General features: G+C 63.6%; 20 protein-coding genes and 1 tRNA gene. 8 read left to right on the forward strand and 13 right to left on the reverse strand.

The window, feature by feature from the left end:
- Positions 1 to 9: 9 nt before the first annotated feature.
- The 5 genes from ACW5W7_RS17780 to ACW5W7_RS17800 all read right to left on the reverse strand — a co-directional run bounded on the left by ACW5W7_RS17780 (position 10) and on the right by ACW5W7_RS17800 (position 4737).
- Positions 10 to 86, reverse strand: a tRNA-Met gene (locus ACW5W7_RS17780).
- A gap of 210 nt (positions 87 to 296) precedes the next feature.
- Entirely contained in the window at positions 297 to 1040 is a 744-nt protein-coding gene (locus tag ACW5W7_RS17785) for a hypothetical protein (protein WP_349917807.1), read from the reverse strand.
- 57 nt (positions 1041 to 1097) lie between these two features.
- On the reverse strand, positions 1098 to 1826 hold the full coding sequence (locus tag ACW5W7_RS17790) for a hypothetical protein (protein ID WP_456502548.1): 729 nt from the start codon (positions 1824 to 1826) through the stop codon (positions 1098 to 1100).
- 126 nt (positions 1827 to 1952) lie between these two features.
- The gene (locus ACW5W7_RS17795) at positions 1953 to 3587 is read right to left on the reverse strand and encodes an ATP-dependent endonuclease (RefSeq protein ID WP_456502549.1); all 1635 of its coding nucleotides are present in this window, start codon (positions 3585 to 3587) and stop codon (positions 1953 to 1955) included.
- Between the two features lie 259 nt (positions 3588 to 3846).
- Complete coding sequence (locus ACW5W7_RS17800; RefSeq protein WP_456502591.1) at positions 3847 to 4737, reverse strand: helix-turn-helix domain-containing protein; 891 nt, start codon at positions 4735 to 4737, stop codon at positions 3847 to 3849.
- Positions 4738 to 4948: 211 nt separating this feature from the next.
- Here ACW5W7_RS17800 and ACW5W7_RS17805 point away from each other — a divergent pair, with 211 nt between their 5' ends.
- Together ACW5W7_RS17805 and ACW5W7_RS17810 are read left to right on the forward strand one after the other, a co-directional pair.
- Positions 4949 to 5866, forward strand: coding sequence for a DMT family transporter (locus ACW5W7_RS17805; protein WP_349917817.1), 918 nt, complete (start codon positions 4949 to 4951; stop codon positions 5864 to 5866).
- 51 nt (positions 5867 to 5917) lie between these two features.
- The gene (locus ACW5W7_RS17810; RefSeq protein WP_456502550.1) at positions 5918 to 6796 is read left to right on the forward strand and encodes a LysR family transcriptional regulator; all 879 of its coding nucleotides are present in this window, start codon (positions 5918 to 5920) and stop codon (positions 6794 to 6796) included.
- Positions 6797 to 6799: 3 nt separating this feature from the next.
- On the opposite strand, the gene ACW5W7_RS17815 is transcribed toward ACW5W7_RS17810, so the two are convergent.
- Both ACW5W7_RS17815 and ACW5W7_RS17820 read right to left on the reverse strand, forming a co-directional pair.
- Positions 6800 to 7579, reverse strand: coding sequence for a TSUP family transporter (locus ACW5W7_RS17815; protein WP_456502551.1), 780 nt, complete (start codon positions 7577 to 7579; stop codon positions 6800 to 6802).
- Between the two features lie 144 nt (positions 7580 to 7723).
- Entirely contained in the window at positions 7724 to 8497 is a 774-nt protein-coding gene (locus ACW5W7_RS17820; RefSeq protein ID WP_456502552.1) for a tRNA-uridine aminocarboxypropyltransferase, read from the reverse strand.
- 173 nt (positions 8498 to 8670) lie between these two features.
- Between ACW5W7_RS17820 and ACW5W7_RS17825 the strand changes: the two genes are divergently transcribed.
- Positions 8671 to 9084, forward strand: coding sequence for a VOC family protein (locus ACW5W7_RS17825; RefSeq protein WP_434662440.1), 414 nt, complete (start codon positions 8671 to 8673; stop codon positions 9082 to 9084).
- 63 nt (positions 9085 to 9147) lie between these two features.
- On the opposite strand, the gene ACW5W7_RS17830 is transcribed toward ACW5W7_RS17825, so the two are convergent.
- Together ACW5W7_RS17830 and ACW5W7_RS17835 are read right to left on the reverse strand one after the other, a co-directional pair.
- Complete coding sequence (locus tag ACW5W7_RS17830; RefSeq protein ID WP_349917827.1) at positions 9148 to 10131, reverse strand: D-alanine--D-alanine ligase; 984 nt, start codon at positions 10129 to 10131, stop codon at positions 9148 to 9150.
- Positions 10132 to 10353: 222 nt separating this feature from the next.
- Positions 10354 to 10962, reverse strand: coding sequence for a 2OG-Fe(II) oxygenase (locus ACW5W7_RS17835; protein ID WP_456502553.1), 609 nt, complete (start codon positions 10960 to 10962; stop codon positions 10354 to 10356).
- Positions 10963 to 11203: 241 nt separating this feature from the next.
- On the opposite strand from ACW5W7_RS17835, the gene ACW5W7_RS17840 reads away from it, so the two are divergent.
- Both ACW5W7_RS17840 and ACW5W7_RS17845 read left to right on the forward strand, forming a co-directional pair.
- Positions 11204 to 11680 (forward strand): glutathione peroxidase, encoded by a 477-nt coding sequence (locus ACW5W7_RS17840; RefSeq protein ID WP_456502554.1) that lies wholly within the window; start codon positions 11204 to 11206, stop codon positions 11678 to 11680.
- A gap of 207 nt (positions 11681 to 11887) precedes the next feature.
- A complete protein-coding gene (locus ACW5W7_RS17845; protein WP_456502555.1) occupies positions 11888 to 13303 on the forward strand; it encodes a DEAD/DEAH box helicase in 1416 nt (471 codons plus the stop codon).
- A gap of 84 nt (positions 13304 to 13387) precedes the next feature.
- Here the strand turns inward: ACW5W7_RS17845 and ACW5W7_RS17850 are convergent, their stop codons facing one another.
- The 4 genes from ACW5W7_RS17850 to ACW5W7_RS17865 all read right to left on the reverse strand — a co-directional run bounded on the left by ACW5W7_RS17850 (position 13388) and on the right by ACW5W7_RS17865 (position 15759).
- Entirely contained in the window at positions 13388 to 13837 is a 450-nt protein-coding gene (locus tag ACW5W7_RS17850; RefSeq protein WP_456502556.1) for a GNAT family N-acetyltransferase, read from the reverse strand.
- A gap of 54 nt (positions 13838 to 13891) precedes the next feature.
- The gene (locus ACW5W7_RS17855; protein WP_456502557.1) at positions 13892 to 14344 is read right to left on the reverse strand and encodes an N-acetyltransferase family protein; all 453 of its coding nucleotides are present in this window, start codon (positions 14342 to 14344) and stop codon (positions 13892 to 13894) included.
- A 26-nt stretch (positions 14345 to 14370) separates the two neighbouring features.
- The gene (locus ACW5W7_RS17860) at positions 14371 to 14703 is read right to left on the reverse strand and encodes a YnfA family protein (RefSeq protein ID WP_456502558.1); all 333 of its coding nucleotides are present in this window, start codon (positions 14701 to 14703) and stop codon (positions 14371 to 14373) included.
- 213 nt (positions 14704 to 14916) lie between these two features.
- Positions 14917 to 15759, reverse strand: coding sequence for a DUF5718 family protein (locus tag ACW5W7_RS17865; protein WP_456502559.1), 843 nt, complete (start codon positions 15757 to 15759; stop codon positions 14917 to 14919).
- A gap of 265 nt (positions 15760 to 16024) precedes the next feature.
- Between ACW5W7_RS17865 and cyaB the strand changes: the two genes are divergently transcribed.
- The 3 genes from cyaB to ACW5W7_RS17880 all read left to right on the forward strand — a co-directional run bounded on the left by cyaB (position 16025) and on the right by ACW5W7_RS17880 (position 17599).
- The gene (cyaB, locus tag ACW5W7_RS17870) at positions 16025 to 16579 is read left to right on the forward strand and encodes a class IV adenylate cyclase (RefSeq protein WP_434662459.1); all 555 of its coding nucleotides are present in this window, start codon (positions 16025 to 16027) and stop codon (positions 16577 to 16579) included.
- Between the two features lie 14 nt (positions 16580 to 16593).
- Entirely contained in the window at positions 16594 to 16986 is a 393-nt protein-coding gene (locus tag ACW5W7_RS17875) for an NUDIX hydrolase (RefSeq protein ID WP_349917847.1), read from the forward strand.
- A 106-nt stretch (positions 16987 to 17092) separates the two neighbouring features.
- The gene (locus ACW5W7_RS17880; protein ID WP_349917850.1) at positions 17093 to 17599 is read left to right on the forward strand and encodes a GNAT family N-acetyltransferase; all 507 of its coding nucleotides are present in this window, start codon (positions 17093 to 17095) and stop codon (positions 17597 to 17599) included.
- Positions 17600 to 17608 lie beyond the last annotated feature (9 nt).

Below are 17608 nucleotides of genomic sequence, written 5' to 3' on the forward strand. Positions count from 1 at the left end.
GCAAAGAGTTGGTTGCGGGGGCCGGATTTGAACCGACGACCTTCGGGTTATGAGCCCGACGAGCTACCGAGCTGCTCCACCCCGCGTCCGAGGTGGCCAATAATAGGCTCCATCCCAAATATTGCAAGCAAAAATCTTGAAAAAGTTGAGTGTGTGTACTAAGCCGCCGCTATTTGCTGCTTTGCCGGACAAACCGCTTTGTTTTTATGCAGTTAACGCCGCCACCTCTTCGTTCATCCCCTTTCACAACGAAAAACGGACCCGCAGGTCCGTCTCAACATTCCCTGTCCAGGCCATCAGTTCAGCTGATAGCGATAGGCGATCCCCAGTTGCTGATCATTCCCATAATTGTTGTCCGACGCATAGGCATAGGTGCTGATGGACTGACGCTTGGTGATCTTGTAGCCCATGCCGAGACCGGCAAAGTAGCCATGATAATCGTTCGACCCCATAGACCCCGTCCCGAAGGCAATGAAGGTCCACTTGGGCGAGAGCGGCTTGAGGGTGAAGACGCCAAGATATCCCCCCTTGCTGGTATTGGGCATCAAGACGAACTCCGAGCCGGTATCGATGTCCACCGAGCCACAGCCCTGGGTGCCGACTTCGCAGGCGATGTCCCCGTCGTTGTAGCTGACCCCCGCCATGGGGAAGATCTGCCAGCCCGCGGGGGCAAAGCCGAAGGCACTCAGGGGAATGAAGGTGCCGAGACTGTAGCTGGTCTGCTCCGCATCATGATCAAACTGCTTCTTGCGGAAGTTGAAGTTGAAGATGCCGATATCGGAGAGCCAGGAGCCCCCCAGCCGCCACTCGCTGCCATCCTTGTTGATGGAGGCGTTGAGCTTGCTGACCGGCCCCATCCCGATGGAACCCGACACCTTGAACTCATCGGTGTAACTGGCCCCCAGCTGGGTCACCACCTTGGTGGGATCGTCCGCCAGCTTGTCCGCTTCCTTGATATCCCGCGCCGACGCCTGGACACCCCCACTGACAGCCAGGAGCAACAATCCCCCCGTGATACGACTGACCCAGTCCGTATTCATCCCCATCTCACCCCTGCTTGTCTTGTTGTGAACCCACACCATAACCGATTTTCTCTTTCAAGGCAGAGACAACTGCTGCAATGCGCCACTTGCGGCGATTTCGGCGATCAGCAGACCGCAGAGCGTCACGGAGAGCACCACGGGGGCCGTCTCCTGCTGTCGATAGAGGGGGGTGAACCAGAGCAGCAAGGCGGCGATCAGCAGCGCGGCCTGGGTCAGCACCCAGGGTTGCAGGGCGCTCAGCACCTGAGTGGCAGGCTCCGCCATCATCATCAGGGCGACGAACCAGAGCAGGCTGGCGATGGCCGCCACCAGACCGGCCACCGGCAGCAGGACATTGAACGCCTGCAAGCGGTGACGGGCCCGCAGCAACATCAGGTGGGCAAACGCCGATCCCAGCAGCACCATCTGCAGCAAGCCGTTCACCCATCCCAGCAGTTGCAGCAAGCCTGTGCCATAGAGGGCCAGCGGCAGGGCCGGCAGCCACAGCAGGGTGGCGGGAATGGCGCGTTTACCCTCGAGGCGGGACTGGACCAGCGACAGGACAATTCCCAGCACCAGGGCTGCCCCCCCGCTCCAGATAAGCCAGCCGCTCATCCCGGCTTCGATGGCCAGCATCAGGGAGAGACCGGTAATGACCCAGACGGAGAAGAGCTGGGTGGTGATCCGCGAACGCTGTCCCGGACAGAGATCGCCGCGCCAGAGCACCAGCGCGAGGGCGATCAGGGCCCCCAGCGCCATCAGGCCGGTCAGGGGGAAGAGCCAGGAAGGGAGTTGGACGAACATAGGGTCTCCAGCAACAGACAAAAAGTAGGCGTGACGCGCGCCAACCATAGGTGCGCGGCTTCATATAGAAGGGGGCGAGTATACCCAAACTCGCCCCCTTCCCCAACGGCCGACGATCCGCACCGATCAGCCCTGGCCGCGAGCCAGCGCCACCACCCGTCCAAACATCTGCTTGATCACCGGGGGAATGCGATCACTGCCGAGGCGCTCCGCCTCCTCCACCACCGCCAGCGCCATGCCGGGCTTGCTGCGATGATGGATGGCCTTGGTGATGATGCGAGAAGGGCTCATGGTCGAGCGCCCCCCGACCCCGGCTTCACGCCGGAACACGGATTCAAAACCGTTCTGGTAGAGGTAGTGCTCGATGTCCGCCGCCGGCAACTGGGTCACCCGATCGCGCTCGCGCTCCCCCTTGAGCAGGGCACGGGCGGAGCTCGCGTACTTGACCCCCGCCTCGTCGCCGTCGGTGAGCAGGTGCCACTCGATGCCAAAGTCCCGGGCCACCTTGATAAGGGGCGCCTGGCCGCACTGGGCAAACTCGATGATCCGCACCCCCTCGGCCCGCAGGCTATAACCGCAGATCTGGGCCAGCTCGGAGAGCAGCCAGATCTCGGTCTCCCCTTCCACCAGCAGCCAGCAACGCGCGAACAGGGACATGGGCCTGTTGATGCGCACGTGAAACGCTATCTTGCGCAGATCGTCGCTGCTGTAGCGCTCGCCACCGAGCTGCTGGCAGAGGATATCCTGCTGGCGCCGTACCAACCGACGCACCTGATTGAGCGGCAGTGACGAAAGCAAGTCCCCCGAGTTGGTGGTGAGCAGCTTCTGCCCCGGCAACTGCTCCAGCAGTCCCCAAGCCAGGGCCAGCATGGTGGGATGCAGCCGGCTCTCCGGATCTTCCAGTATCATGATGGGTCTGGCCCCCTCCTCCAGCTCCCGGTTGCCACGGGCGTTGAGCAGCATGGCCGCCATCCCCGCCATGGCCAGTTGCAGCGCCCGGTTGTCCGCACTGCGCAGCAGCACCTGCAGGTTGCCGGGGTTGCGCAGGGTCATGGGGCGATTGACGATCTCCCGCTGGCTGCGCGGCTTGTGCTTGATGGGGGCCAGGGCGCGGAAGTAGTGATCCATCAGCTGACGCACCGCCTCCAACGCCTCTTTCAACTCGGGTTCGCCGATGCGCTGGGGTTCGTCCGTCAGCTTGCCGGAGAGATCTCCCAGCCGCTGGGTACTGAGATCTCCCCAGGGCAGGGTCTCGATGCCACCCCGCGCGGTGCGGGCATCCCGCAGGCGGAACACCGGGTTCATGGTGATGAGCAGTTGCACCAGATCGTCGTTGTTCTCTACCTCCAGGCTCTTGCCGATGCCATCGAGAAAATCGTGAATCGTCAGCACGCTGCCGTCATCTTGCAACTCGGCGCTGGCCCGGTAGTGAACCCGGTGGAACTTGTCCTTGTGGGGGATCCAGGCCGCACCGAGGCGAGCCAAACGGCGGGAGTGCTGGCACATCTGGGGGCGGTATTCACAAAAGGTGAGCACCAGTTGCAGGGTGCGGGAGGCGGCCAGCTCAGGATCTTCCGGCTGATGGAAGTCATCCGCGGTGAATTGATAGGGCTCGGCATCCCCCAGCAGGCACCAGAGGGCACGCAGCAGGCTGGACTTGCCCCAGGCGTTTTCACCGATGAGCACCGTGGTATGATCCAGCCCGAGCGAGAGCCGGTTTATGCCACGAAAACCTTTGACTTCAATACGTTCCAGAAACATTCAGCCACACCAGATCCATATACATGGAGCCATAGTGGCAAAGTTGCCTGCAAAAACCTACCGGGTTGCGACGATTTTCAGCGGGAACTGTGAGGCACGAGGGGTTCGGGGGCGGCAGGGGCACAAAGGCGGATCTTGGGGCCATTCCAGTGGCTGAACCAGAGGTGGCGGGTACGGGTCTGACGTTTGCGATGATTCAATGGGCACTCCGTTTGAGACAAGGGCAGCCAAGTGCCGCCATGGCTTCGCAGTGTGCCCCTCAACCGTGACAGCCAGATGACAGCTGACCACGCCACTGGCCCGGGCTCAGGCCGAAGGCCTCCTTGAAGCGGTTGCCAAGGTGCGCCTGGGAGGAGAAACCGCACAGGGCGGCGATCCCGGCCAGGGACTCGGGCCCCGCCAGCAACTGCTTGGCCCGCTGCAAACGCAGCCCCAGCAGATAGCGATGGGGCGGACAGCCAAGGCTCTGGCCAAACATGCGAGCGAAATGATATTCGCTCAGACCCGCCTCCCGGGCGAGATCGCTCAAGGTGACGGGATCCGCCAGGTGGGCCAGCAGGTACTCCTGCACCCGCCGGATAGTCACGGGTGCCAGCCCGCCACGCACCTGGGGCAGGGCCGGCGACTCCCGGGTGTGATGGCGATAGGCATGGAGCATCAGCATCCAGGCGCCGTGAGAGAGCGCCATGCGATCCCCGTCCATCTGCCAGTCCAGCCCCATCAACTGCTGTTGTACCAGGGCCGCGGCCAGGGGATCCTCGATGAAGGTCTTGTCTTCCAGCAGCAGGTGCCGTCCCTCCTTGTCGCAAGCCTCCTCGGCGATGCGAGCAAGGTGGGCCGGACTGAAATAGAGGTGGAAGAAGCGAAACTCTTCGCGCACCAGCCACTCGGATCTGTGGTGATCCGGCATGATGCACACCTTGCCGGTTCCGCCGTGGCCGCCAGGGCCATCGAGGCGCTCGGTCTGCTCGCCCCCCTGCAGATAGACGCTGATGGTGTGATGACCGGGCTTGTGATAGCGGGTCTGATCGTAGCGGTTGCACCAGCTGGCAAAGCCGAGCCCGGGTTCCAGCCAGCAGGCGTTCTCCAGCCGCGCCCCCGTGCTGACCAGGGCATCGAATACCCCCGCCTGTCTGATGGGCGGTATCATTGGCTGCATTGCCTGTTGCACCTCGGTTCTCCTCGTTGGCCGCGCTACTTGGCCCACTCTCCCGTGGGCCCATATTCGCCTTTGTCCTCATCTTATCGTGGGCCCTGCCCGGGCGCTGCCCCTGGCGGCAAAAAACCGCAAGATGCTGTAAGCCAGCGTTGCGCACCGGGCCCATGCTGGGATCCTGTCATCTTGATCCGCGGAAAACCCCATGAACCTCTTGCTCTATATTTCCACCGTCCTCATCTGGGGCAGCACCTGGATTGCCATCGCCTGGCAGCTCGGCCCCATCCCCATCGAGGTGTCCGTGCTCTATCGCTTCGCCCTGGCGGCGCTGGCGTTGTTTGCCCTGCTCACGATCACCGGCCGGTTCCCACGCCTGCCCTGGCAGGGGCAACGTTACGCCGCCCTGCTCGGCGCCCTGCTGTTCTCCACCAACTTCCTCTGCTTCTACCACGCCACCCTCTACATCCCGAGCGGCCTGTCGGCGGTGATCTTCGCCAGTGCCAGCATCTTCAACGGCCTCAACCTCTGGCTGTTCGAGGGCAAGCGCCCCGGCTTGCGCTGGCTGCAGGGCTCCGTATTGGGACTGCTCGGCACCCTGCTCCTGTTCTGGCCGGTGCTGGCGGATGCCCAGCTCGGTGCCAATGGCTGGAAGGGATTGCTGTTCGCCTGCGCTGGCACCCTCTGTTTCTCGCTCGGCAACCTGGTGTCGGCCCGGGGTCAGCGCCAGGGCTACCAGGTGCTGCAGATGGTGCCCTGGGGCATGGTCTACGGGGTGCTGCTTCTGCTCGGTTGGGTCGCCCTGCTCGGTCAGTCCCTGACCCTGCCCACCGAGCCCCGTTATGTCGCAGCCATGATCTACCTGGCCATCTTCGGCTCCGTCATCGCCTTTACCGCCTACCTCACCCTGGTGGGGCGCATCGGGGCCAGCAAGGCGGCCTATGCCACCGTGCTCTTTCCCCTGGTGGCGCTGAGCCTATCGACCCTGTACGAGGGGTTCGTCTGGCAGACTGTCTCCATCGTCGGGGTGGTGGTCAGCCTCATCGGCAACCTGGTGATCTTCGCCCCTCCCGTCAAGGCGTGGCGCTGGCCGCTCTCGAGGGCTGCAAACGGTACTTGCCCCTGATCCCGCCAGCCCCTAAGGTAGCGACTTCCAACCAAGAGGCCGGGAGGCGACATGTTACTGGAAGGGCTGGAGACACTCTGCCTGCTGGCGAGCGAGGGGACCATGGCCAAGGTGGCCAGCCGCCTCTATATCAGCCAGTCGGCGGTGAGCAAGCGCATCAATCAGCTGGAGCTGCGCCTTGGCAAGAAATTGATCGAGCCGGACGGGCGCCAGATCCGGCTCACCCCCCAGGCCCGCGAGCTGCTGGCCCGGGTGGCACCGAGCCTGGCCGAGATGAAGGGGGTGCTGGCGGACAGCCAGATCCTCACCGATGGCAGCCCCCTGCCCGTCGCCTGCTCGGAGACGCTGCTGGCGGGCTATCTCGCCCGCTTCATGCACGACTATCTCGGACAGGATCCCCACCTCGCCCTTTCCACCCACCACACCCCGGTGATCCTGGCCCGGGTGCGCGGCGGCGACGCCCTGCTCGGCATCTGTGCAGGCAGATTGCCGCCCGGGCACGGCCTGTGCGCCGAACTCCTGCTGACGGAGCCCTTCTATCTGGTGGGTGGAGATCAACAGGAAGAGGAATTGGGTGATCAGGGGGAGATGCGCAAGATCCTGACCATGGATCTGGACAACCCCTCCAACCGCTATCTGCGCGAGCCGCTGGCGGCGCAAGGGTTCGAGCCCGCCATGGAGCTCGACTCCTATCTGGCGTTGATTGAACTCGCCAAGGCGGGCATAGGCCCGGTGCTGCTACCCGCCGGCCTGCTGGCCCTGGTGGGAGAGCAAGGCGTACAGGCCCGCCCCCTGCCGGGATTGGGGCGCCCCCTGCACCTGGTCTATCGCCCCAACAGCTTGAAGCGATCCCGCATCGCCCGCCTGGTAGCGGCCATCAAGGGGCACTTCGCCGGGCTCGATAAAGAGCAGCAGCCCGGCCGCAGATAATGCTCAGTGAAGCCAGGAAAACAGTTCAGGATACTGGCTCCATACCAATTTGGCGGACATCAGCAAGGAGACGGTGACCAGCAATGGTTTAATCAGCTTCACCCCTTTTTTCAGCACCAGCCGGGAGCCGAGCCGGGCGCCGATGAACTGGCCGAGGGCCATGCAGAGCCCCACGCTCCACACCACCTTGCCCCCCAGGGTGAAGAACAGCAGAGAGGCGATGTTGGAGGTAAAATTCAGCAGCTTGGTGTGGGCCGTGGCCCGCGCCATGCCAAACCCCGCCAACGCCACGAAACCGATGGCAAAGAACGACCCCGTGCCCGGCCCGAAGAAACCGTCGTAGAAACCGACCCCGCCCCCCACCAGCAACGCAAACAGCATGGGGCTGAGACGGCGCTGGCTCTCGGCATCGCTCACCCGGGGGGAGAAGTAGAAATAGCAGGCGAAGGCCACCAGCAGGAAGGGCAGCAGCCGCTCCAGGATGGCGGCGTCTATGGTCTGCACCGCCAGGGTGCCGAGCGCGGCGCCGATGAAGGTGCAGATCACCGCGGGCCAGATGATGGACCACTCCAGCAGGCCGCGGCGGGCATAGAACCAGGTGGCGGAGAAGGAGCCGAAGCAGCTCTGCAACTTGTTGGTACCGAGCACCAGGGCCGGCGGCATGCCGGTGGCCAGCAGGGCCGGCACCGTCAACAGGCCCCCGCCCCCGGCGATGGCATCGATAAAACCGGCGACAAGGGCCACCCCGAACAGGGCGAGCAGGGTATACAGTTCCAATTCCATCCATAGACCTCGTGTGATTGCGGCGCCGGCGCTAGCCAGGAACCTGAATGAGTCAGCAGGCCGCTATCCTAGCGAGCCCCGGCTCATGAAGCCAACGAAACGATGGCAGCCAATTGATTCCTGATATTCATCAATAGTCCCGACTCAGAGGCCGTGGCTCCCCTCGCCTGCGCCTTGCAAGGCCGCCTCCCCCTTGATGGCCTCGAGGGCCCGCAGCAGCGGCTGTTCATCCTCTCCCGGCGCCCGGCTCACCCGACCCGCCATGTAGCGGCTGCTGAAGAGATTGAACCAGTGCTGCAGCGCCTGCCCCACCCTGATCTCGCCAGCCACCTCCAGCACGCAGGCCGCCACCTCGGCGGTACAGAGGTGCTCGTCGTGGTGGGCAACCCGCATGCCATAGGTGGAGAGCGCATCCGGCTTGATGGCCAGCACCGGGAAGCCGTCCAGATAGGGGCTCATGTTGAACATCTTGCGCGCCTCGGGCCAGGTGCCGTCCAGCAAGATGAAGAGCGGCTTCTTGCCGGGGAGCGGCACGACCTCGGTGGTGAGGCGGGCCGGCGCCTTCTCGCAGGCGGGAAACACCACATAGGGCTGCCAGGCGGGATCCGCCAGCAGAGCCAGCAGCTCGGGATGGGGCTGAGTGCGCTTCCAGAGAAAGGCCCAAGTGGTGCCTGGCAACACGTCGGCAATGAGGCGACCGGTGTTGGAGGGCTTCATGGGTTCGCTGTCATACATCAGCAGGCAGAAACCCGCTTCGGCTTTCAGTGCGGGGCGCCACTCGCAGGCACACCAGTCGTGGCGCAGCTGGCACGCCTCGCAGCGGGGTACGGCGCCGCCACGGGCGAGAAAGGGTCGGGTCGAGACGCTCTTGCGCCAGATGCGCAGGCGATTGACGGCGTGATCGGGGATGGGCTTCATGAGAGGAGGCGCTCGGGATGCGGGTTCACGGGTAAAGGGGGCGGATTGTAGCGAGCGCCATGATGGCTCGCAAGCAGTGGCTCACCGGAGCGCCGGCATGCCTGCCATCCCCTCCTATACTTGGTCGTCACCCATCCACCCGGCCCGGGCAACCGATGGGACAAGGAGCAAAGATGGCAGAACAAGACATGGCAAAGGAGCACGCCCTGGCGGAGGGGTCGACCTTCACCTGGCACGAGCTCTATGTGCCGGATCGCGATGCCGGGGTGGCGTTTTACACCCAGGTGCTCGGCTGGCAGGTGCAGCAGACGGCGCTGGAGGGGTTCGACTACCCCATGCTGGTGGCCAACGGCCGACCGGTGGCCGGGGTCATGTCCACCCGGGACAACCCCGACATGAACGGGGTGCCCCCGCATTGGGCAACCTATGTGGCGGTGGACGACGTGGATGCACGGCTCGCCAGGGTGGCCCAGCACGGCGGCACCGTGGTGGTGCCCCCCATGGATATCCCCGGCGTCGGACGCATGGCGCTCATTGCTGACCCGCAGGGCGCCCATATCTGGCTGTTCACCTCGGCCCCCATGTAAAGCGGGTTGCCACCCATATGACAGAGGGGCCCGTGGGCCCCTCTTGCTTGTACCAATCCGGCGTTATTTGCGCAGGATCTGCTCGAGGTAGTGCGCGAAGTTGTGGCCGTGGTGGGCCAGCAGTTTCGGGAACATGGAGATGGAGGTCATCCCCGGGAAGGTGTTGATCTCGTTGAGCAGGATCTCACCCTCTTCCGTCAGGAAGAAGTCGATGCGCGACAAGTGGGTCAGCTTGAGCTGGCGGAACGCCTTGAGGGCGTACTCATGAATGGCATCGGCCTGAGCCTGGGTCAATCCCTCGGCCCGCAGGGCGGTCTCGGTGTGGCTGGCGCTGCTGTACTTCTCTTCATAGGTGTAGAACTTGTCGGTGGGCACGCAGATCTCCCCCGGATAGGTGGCCACCAGCTCGTCGCCGTACTGGTAGACCGCCACTTCCAGCTCGCGGGGCTTGACCGCTTTTTCGATCAGCACCTGCTCGGAATAACCGAAGGCGTCCTTGATCCCCTGCAGCAGCTCGGCCTCGTTGCTGGCGGCATAGCAGCCGACCGACGAACCTTGCGACGCCGCCTTGATGAAGACCTTGCCCCACTTGGCCAGCCCGGCTTTTGCCTCGGCCAGGCTCTCTTCGCTCTGCTCGGTCAGGAACAGGTAGGGGGTGTTGGGGATACCGAGGGCGGAGAACCACAGCTTGGTGCTGATCTTGTTGAAGCAGATCTTGCTCGCCTCGGCGTCACAGCCCAGATAGGGCAGACCCGCCAGCTCCAGGAAGGATTGCAGATCACCGGTCTCGCCGGGGTAGCCGTGGATGCAGGGCACCACGAAGTCCACCGGACGGGCCACACTGTCAAAGGAGAGCAGCTTGTCGAGCCCCAGCTTGCACTCGCGGCCATCGGCACTGAGCCAGCGATCGGCGAACATCTCGACCCGGGTCACCTCGACCCCGGCCAGCAGACCGAGTTGTTGCTCGAGGAAATTGGCGCTGCGAAGAGAGACTTCGTGCTCGGCGCCACCGCCGCCGCACAGCAGCAAGACATGCATGTTCTTCATTAGATGTGATCCCTTGGGAGAAGCGGCTTCGTCATGAACGGTGATAATGCCATCGCGCGATCCTCGCACGAAAACCGGGCGAAGCCTGAAACGAACATAAGTGCGGGCAGTGTAGCAAGGGAGGCGAAGCCTTGTCAGCCGATGCGCCCCCTCTTTCCCCCCGGATGAGGCCAGAAAAAGGGGGATGGGGCCCGTCCCTGTGTCAAAAATGGTCTTGCCCCCTCAACGAGGGGGATCCACCCGCCCGGCCCCGTTGCCATTGACCCGAAACCAGCCGGCGATGCTGTAACGCTCCTGGCTCGCAGGCAGCACCTCGTGGGGAAACTCTTCTGACAGAAACAGCACCAGCCGCCCTCCTCTGGGAGAGACATCCATCAGAAACTGCTCGTCATCGTCATAGACCCGCAGTATCCCGCCCGCCTCCGGGGCCCAGCCGTTGTTGAGGTAGAACACCGAGGTGAGGCGGCGATTGGATCGCCCGGCGAAGGCATCGCGGTGAGTGGCGTAGAAATCCCCCTCCCGGTAGCGGGCGAAGTGGGCCTCGTAGTCGAACAGCCCCAGCATCAGGTTGCGGTTGGCGGCCAGACGCAGCCCCTCCATCCGGGCCAGATAATCCGCCACCGGTCCCCCGAGATCGGGCTCGAGCCAGTGGATCTGATCCCGGCGAATGTCGGTATTGCCCTGATGCAGCCCCTCGCGCCCGATGCCAGCCGGCTGCCAGTCGCGCGGCAGGCAGGCTTTGAGTGCATCCACCTCGTCGGCGGTTAAAAAATCGTCCACGATCACCCATCCCCGGGTGTAAATGGCATCCATGACGGCCTGATAGTCCAAGATAGGGCTCGCAGCGAATGAAGAGAGTGCGCTTTGTAGCGACTTCGGCGCCTTGGCACAAACCGGTTTGCTTCTCTTGAGAAGTCCCGCCATCAATGCGTGCGGGGAAAAGGCCGCGGCGCCCGCTTTTTCCCTTGCTGCTCGGCTCACTGGCCGTTAACGTGCTGATATCACTCGGCTCTTGTCCGCCGAGGTTTATCAACAAACGGTTATCAACGGATCATGTGAAAAGGATATGCCCATGTCTCTAGCCTCCTTCCCCCTGCAGCGACTCGATGGCAGCGACTTTCCCAGCGCAGACCTGCACGGCAAGGTCATCCTGGTGGTGAACGTGGCGAGCCGCTGCGGCTTTACTCCCCAGTACACCGCTCTTGAGGCCCTCCATCGCCAGTTCGGCCCAGAAGGCCTGCTGGTGCTGGGCTTCCCCTGTGATCAGTTCGGTCACCAGGAGCCGGGGGATGCCGAGGAGATAGCCCGCTTCTGCTCGGTGGATTACCCGGTGAGCTTCCCCATCCTCGCCAAGTGCGAGGTCAACGGGGATCAGGCTCACCCCTTCTATCGCTGGCTGAAGCAGCAAAAACCCGGGTTGCTCGGCATCGAAGCCATCAAGTGGAACTTCACCAAGTTCCTCATCGACCGCGAAGGCCGGGTGGTGGACCGCTTCGCCCCCCAGACCAAGCCAGAGGAGCTTGAAGCCCCGATCCGCGCCCTGCTCTAAGGCGCCCCCTCCTTCGTCATTCGAGATGCCTCCCAACGTGCTGCGGAGGCATTTTTCATGGGCAACACACCGCCCTGCTCCCTGCGCCACAGGGTTACTGCGCCTTGGCCCTAGTTCTGCTATATTACGCGCCCATAATCTTTCCATGTCGTGGCGGCCACTGTGCGCCGCCCCCGTTGAGCCCAAGGCTCGGAGTCTTTCGCAAAGATGTCATTCAATGAACTGGGTCTGTCACCGCACATTCTGCGCGCCGTCAAGGAGTTGGGTTACGAACAGGCAACCCCCATCCAGCAGCAGGCCATCCCGGCCATTCTGGCGGGACAGGATGTGCTGGGCGGCGCCCAGACCGGCACCGGCAAGACGGCCGGCTTCACCCTGCCCATGCTGCACCGGTTGCTGGCCAACCACGGCCGCGGTGGCCGTCGCCAGGTCCGCGCCCTGGTACTGACCCCGACCCGCGAGCTGGCGGCCCAGGTGGGCGAGAGCATCGTCAAGTACGCCCACCACCTGCCATTTCGCACCCTGGTCGCCTACGGCGGCGTCAGCATCAAGCCCAACCTCGATGCCATCAAGCTCGGGATCGATATCCTGGTGGCCACCCCTGGCCGCTTGCTGGACTTGCTGACCCAGGGCGCCCTGACCCTGAGCGCCCTGGAAGTGCTGGTGCTGGATGAAGCGGATCGCATGCTCGACATGGGGTTCATCACCGACATCCGCCGCATCATGAAGGCGCTGCCGGAGGAGCGGCAGACCCTGCTGTTCTCCGCCACCTTCTCCGATGACATCAAGGCGCTGGCGGACGATCTGCTCAAGACCCCGACCCTCATCGAGGTGAGCCCGACCAACAGCACCGCCGAGCAGGTCAACCAGCGCATCATCAAGGTGGACAGAGAGCGCAAGCGCGAGCTGCTCTCCCACATGATCGGTCGCAACAACTGGCAGCGGGTGCTGGTGTTCGTGCGCACCAAGCAGATTGCCGACAGGCTCGCCGAGCAGATGGTGAAGGATGGCCTGGACACCGTCGCCATCCACGGCGACAAGACCCAGGGTGCCCGCAACCGGGCGCTGGCGGATTTTCGTGAGGGCAAGGTACGGGTGCTGGTCGCCACCGACATCGCCGCCCGTGGCCTCGACATCGACGATCTGCCCCACGTCATCAACTTCGAGCTGCCCCAGGTGGCCGAAGATTACATTCACCGCATCGGCCGTACCGGCCGGGCCGGGCGCGGCGGCGAGGCCATCTCCCTGGTGAGTCTGGATGAGCACGATCAGCTCAAGGCCATCGAGGCCCTCATCGGTCTTAGCATCCCGAGCGAAATCCAGGAGGGTTATGAGCCAATCGGCAAGCCGACTCGCCAGACCCTGCCGGGCAACAAGCAGTTGCAGAACCCGTCGCGGGAGCGGGGTCATGCCAACGCCAGGCACAACAGCGGCAAAAACGGCGCCGGCAAGGGGCAATCCGCCAAGCCCGCAGGCAAGCGTCCCGCCAAGGGGGGTAGCAGCAAACCCGCAGCCCCGGCGCGCAAGAAAGAGGTGCGTGGCGAGGATACCGGTTTCGCCCCCCTGCGCCGCCTGCCCAAGGCCCAGCGCGACGACTATCAGGACAACTCCAACGAGGAGTGAGGCCTGGTTGCCATCCATCAGACAATAAAAAAAACCGCCGAAAGGCGGTTTTTTATTGTCAAACTGACTCTACTCGCTGCTGATTCAATCCGCCCCGGGCTTGTCGGCCAGGGCCAGATGCAGCAAGGGATAGGGCCTGCCCTCCCCATCCAGAGGCGAGCGTCCCTCCACCACGAAGCCCATCCGTCGATAGAAGCCGAGTGCCTGCTCGTTCTGCTCATTCACGTCCACCCGGCGCGCCCCGAGTGCCGCGATGGCATGGCTCACCAGCTGGCGGCCCACCCCTTGCCCCATCCCGGCGGGGGCGACGAACAGCATCTCGATGTTGCCGTCAGCCACCCCGATAAAACCGACCAGATTGCCATCCAGCCTGGCTCCATAGAGGCGCTCGGCATCGAAATAGTGCTCCAGGATCAACGATCTCAGGGCCACTATGTCCGCTTCTGGCAGGAAGTGGTGGCTGGCCCGCACCGAGGCTTCCCAGATGGTGATTAGGGTCGGGTGATCGCACTGGCGTGCGGCTTCAATCTTCATCGATACCTCGCATGTGTCGTGAACGGGGCCCTAATCTGGCACTTGGTGCCCCACTTAGCGCGGCGCCTTGATGACAAAGCCCCGCTCAATGCCCGCCTTGAAGCCGAGCCCCTCGTAGAGACGGTGGGCGGCCTCGCGCCCCTCCCCCGAGAGCAGCATCACCTTGTAGCAATCCAGCTCCCAGGCGAGTGCCAGGGTGCGCTCGAGCAGCCGATGGCTGAGCCCCTGGCGGCGAAACGCCGCGCCTGTTATCACGTGCTCGATGATGCCAAAGGGCCGGCCGCCGTTGGTGAGGGTCGGGATGATCCCGAGCTGGCAGCTGGCGGCAAGCTCGCCATCCACCAGGGCCACCATGATGCGGACATGGGGTTGGCCAAGCAGGGCCGTCAACCCCTCGCGCGCCGCTTGCTCATCGAGCACGGGATCCCGGGGTCTGAGCTCCTGGTAGAGGGCCAGCAGCCCGGCCAGATCCCGCGCCTCGCATGCTCTGATCACCACATGAGTCATCTTGCTGATCTCCCTTGGCATCGATATCAAGCGGGCCTGGGGGCAAACATGATGATGGCCATGCCGAGCAGGGCCACCCCGGCCCCCACCAGATCCCACAGGCTGGGCTTGATGCCATCCACCGCCCAGAGCCAGAGGATGGCCACGAAGATATAGACGCCGCCATAGGCGGCATAGACGCGGCCCGCGGCGGTCGGGTGCAGGGAGAGCAGCCAGGCGAACAGGGCCAGGCTCAGGGCCGCCGGCAGCAGCAACCAGGCGCTTTTGCCCTGATTCAGCCAGAGATAGGGCAGATAGCAGCCCACAATCTCGGCGATGGCGGTCACCAGAAACAGGGCCAGGGTCTTGAATTCAATCATGGGCAGTGAGGTTCCTTGCAGGGATTCGCTTCTTTTGGCAAATCATACTGTTATATACAGACTCTGCAATTGGTCAGGCAGCTCGGCGAGCTTTGGAGGGGACATGGCAGCCGTGGGGATAACATCAAGGCGGGGCAAGGCAGTTGAAAGCGACGGTTTGCGGTATCAGGGCTGAGGCCCGCCAACTGGCGGGCCTCAGCACAGGGGACTCTCTCAGCGAGTCTTCACCGCCTGCAGCAGCACAGAGACATCCGCGCCGAAGGTCCGGCTGCGAATGGCCTCCCGGATATCCTGCTCGCTGTAGCGACTGCCCGGATAGACCAGCACGCAGGCGGTGTCCCCCGGCTGCAGGAAGTGGGTCTCACCGAAGGGGGTGTAACGGGTAGCGCCAATGCTGATGAGGGCGTGGCTCGGGCGCCCGGCCTGGGCCAGCAGCCCCTGGATGTGCTCCGCCGGCCCCTCATCCTGCTGATGATTGAACTTGTCGATGGCCCAGTCCAGCAGCTGGCCGTGGAAGTAGCTGTAACCGAGCGCCGCGCTGTCAACGCCATAAGGATGCAACTCACCGCCCCGCTCCAGATAGCAGGCGATGCGGTAATCATCGAGCTCGCAGCCCTTGGCAAAGTGGGAGAGCGGCAACAGGTTCGCGGCCAGCCCCTTGCTCTCGGGGCCCCAGTTCTTCTTCTCGCTGATTTTCTTGGCGTTGGGGCGGCGGATGGAGCAGTCGTTGTAGGCAGCAAACGCCCGGGGATGGATGGCCACCACCTGATCCCCGGCGTAGGCCAGCTCGCACCAGAGCGCCACTTCCGGCTCTATCTGTACCTTCTCGTCGCCGCTCACCGCCGCCTCGGGCAGGAAGATGGCGTCACCGCTCAAGGGGAAGACCCCGAGCTGGCCCGGGTGGGAGGGCACATAGAAGGGGAACAGTGCCTTGGGGGCCGCCTTGTCCGTGACCTGCACGGCCACGAAGTCCGCCGCCTCCCCCGCCTGCTCCAGATGGCCGGCGAAATTGCCCGCCACCCCCAATCCGATGAAGTTGCTCTCGGTTATCTGCATCTGTGACTCCACTCGCGCCGGCCCCTGCCGCCGCTGTCGTTGTTCATGGTCGGTGACTACCGCCAAAGAGGGAGAATATTAAAGCACAGCCCCCTCTCCTCGCCCAGCCGGCGGCCATCAAGCTGTGCGCCAACGCCTGTTTTACCGGGTCGAGTGAGCATAAAACAGACAATTGGCATCAGGCTGTGATCCCGTCACTTGGGCAAGCCCCGTAGTTTTGCTAGTCTGCGCTATTCGTTTGTCGGATGAGCGCCCGTTGCCAGCCATGACCACACATTTTGAAGGCCGTTTCGAGGTGGAATTCAAGTATCGCCTCGCCGATCGCACCGCCCTTCTCGCGGCCCTCGACCACCTCAGTCCCGAGGTGATGCTGGAGGACAACCAGGAGCGGGATTGCTACTTCGATACCCCGGCGCGTACCCTAGCCGCCGAGGGGAAGAGTCTGGTGATCCGTGCCATGGCGCCGTCCGGCATTCGGTTGTGGATCCTGAAAGGGCCGGGCGCGGATCGCTGCGAGGCGGTCAACATCAGCGACGATGGCAAGGCCATCAGCATGTTGCACAACCTGGGGTATGAGCAGGTGCTCTGCATCGAGAAGCGGCGCAGCATCTACTTCCTCGGCCCCTTCCACCTCACGCTGGATCACCTGACCGGGCTCGGCGACTTCGCCGAGCTGGCCATCATGACCGACGACGAGGCCGCCCTGCCGGGCTATCGCCAGCAGTTGCTGGCGCTGGCGGCCCGGCTCGGCCTTGACGATGCACAACGGGAAAGCCGCTCCTACCGCACACTGTGCGAACAGCAGCGGGAGTCACTTTAGAAATGGAGTTTTACATGATAGACAAACTTTCCTGGCTCACATTTCAGGATAAACAACTGCTGTGCGCGCGCTCCCACGGCAAGCACATCTACTACATCCCCGGCGGCAAGCGGGAGCCGGGAGAGAGTGACGAGGCAGCCCTCATCCGGGAGATCGATGAGGAGCTCTCGGTGCATCTCAAGCCGGATTCCCTGCGCTTTGCCTGCGAGTTCAGCGCCCAGGCCGATGGCAAGCCCGAGGGAGTGAACGTCAGGCTGCGTTGCTACACCGGCGAGGCCGAGGGCACGCCCACCGCCTCGGCGGAGATCGCCGAGCTGCGCTGGCTGGACAGCCGTCATCTGGATGAGATCTCTCCCGTCTCCCGCCTGCTGTTTCAGTGGCTGGCGGAGCAGGGTCTGATCCGCTGATAAGCATCCGCCGTGCCGCGCATGGGCAGTGAAGAGCCTGCTCCAGATTATGTTCAGGGTGTGATGACCCTATTTATTGGCAATGAAGAAACGATGAGGAGTTTCAATGGAGATCCTTGAGGTCGATAGCACCAGAGGCATCAAACCGGCACTGATCACCCTGCTGCAAGACAGCGTGGCCAGCGGCGCCTCGGTGGGCTTCCTGCCTCCACTGCAAGAAGAGCAGGGACTGGAATATTGGCAAGGCATCGAGGCCGACTTGGCCGACGGGGTGCGCAAGCTCTGGGTGGCCTTCGATCAGCACCATCTGGTCGGCGCCCTGCAGCTCTCCCTCAGCACCAAGGCCAACGGTGGCCACCGGGCCGAAGTGGAAAAACTCATGGTGCACAGCGAGGCCCGTGGCAAGGGGGTGGGCCGCGCCCTGATGCTCGCCATGGAGCAAGGGGCCCGCGACGCCCATCGCACCCTGCTGGTGCTGGACTCCCGGGTGGGGGATGTTGCCTCCAACCTCTATCGCCAGCTCGGCTATGTGGAGGCGGGCCAGATCCCCAATTTCGCCAAGAGCGCAGACGGCACCCTGGCGGCGACCCAGTTCTTCTACAAGCAGCTCTGAGTCGGGGTG

Source organism: Aeromonas intestinalis, from assembly GCF_054052485.1.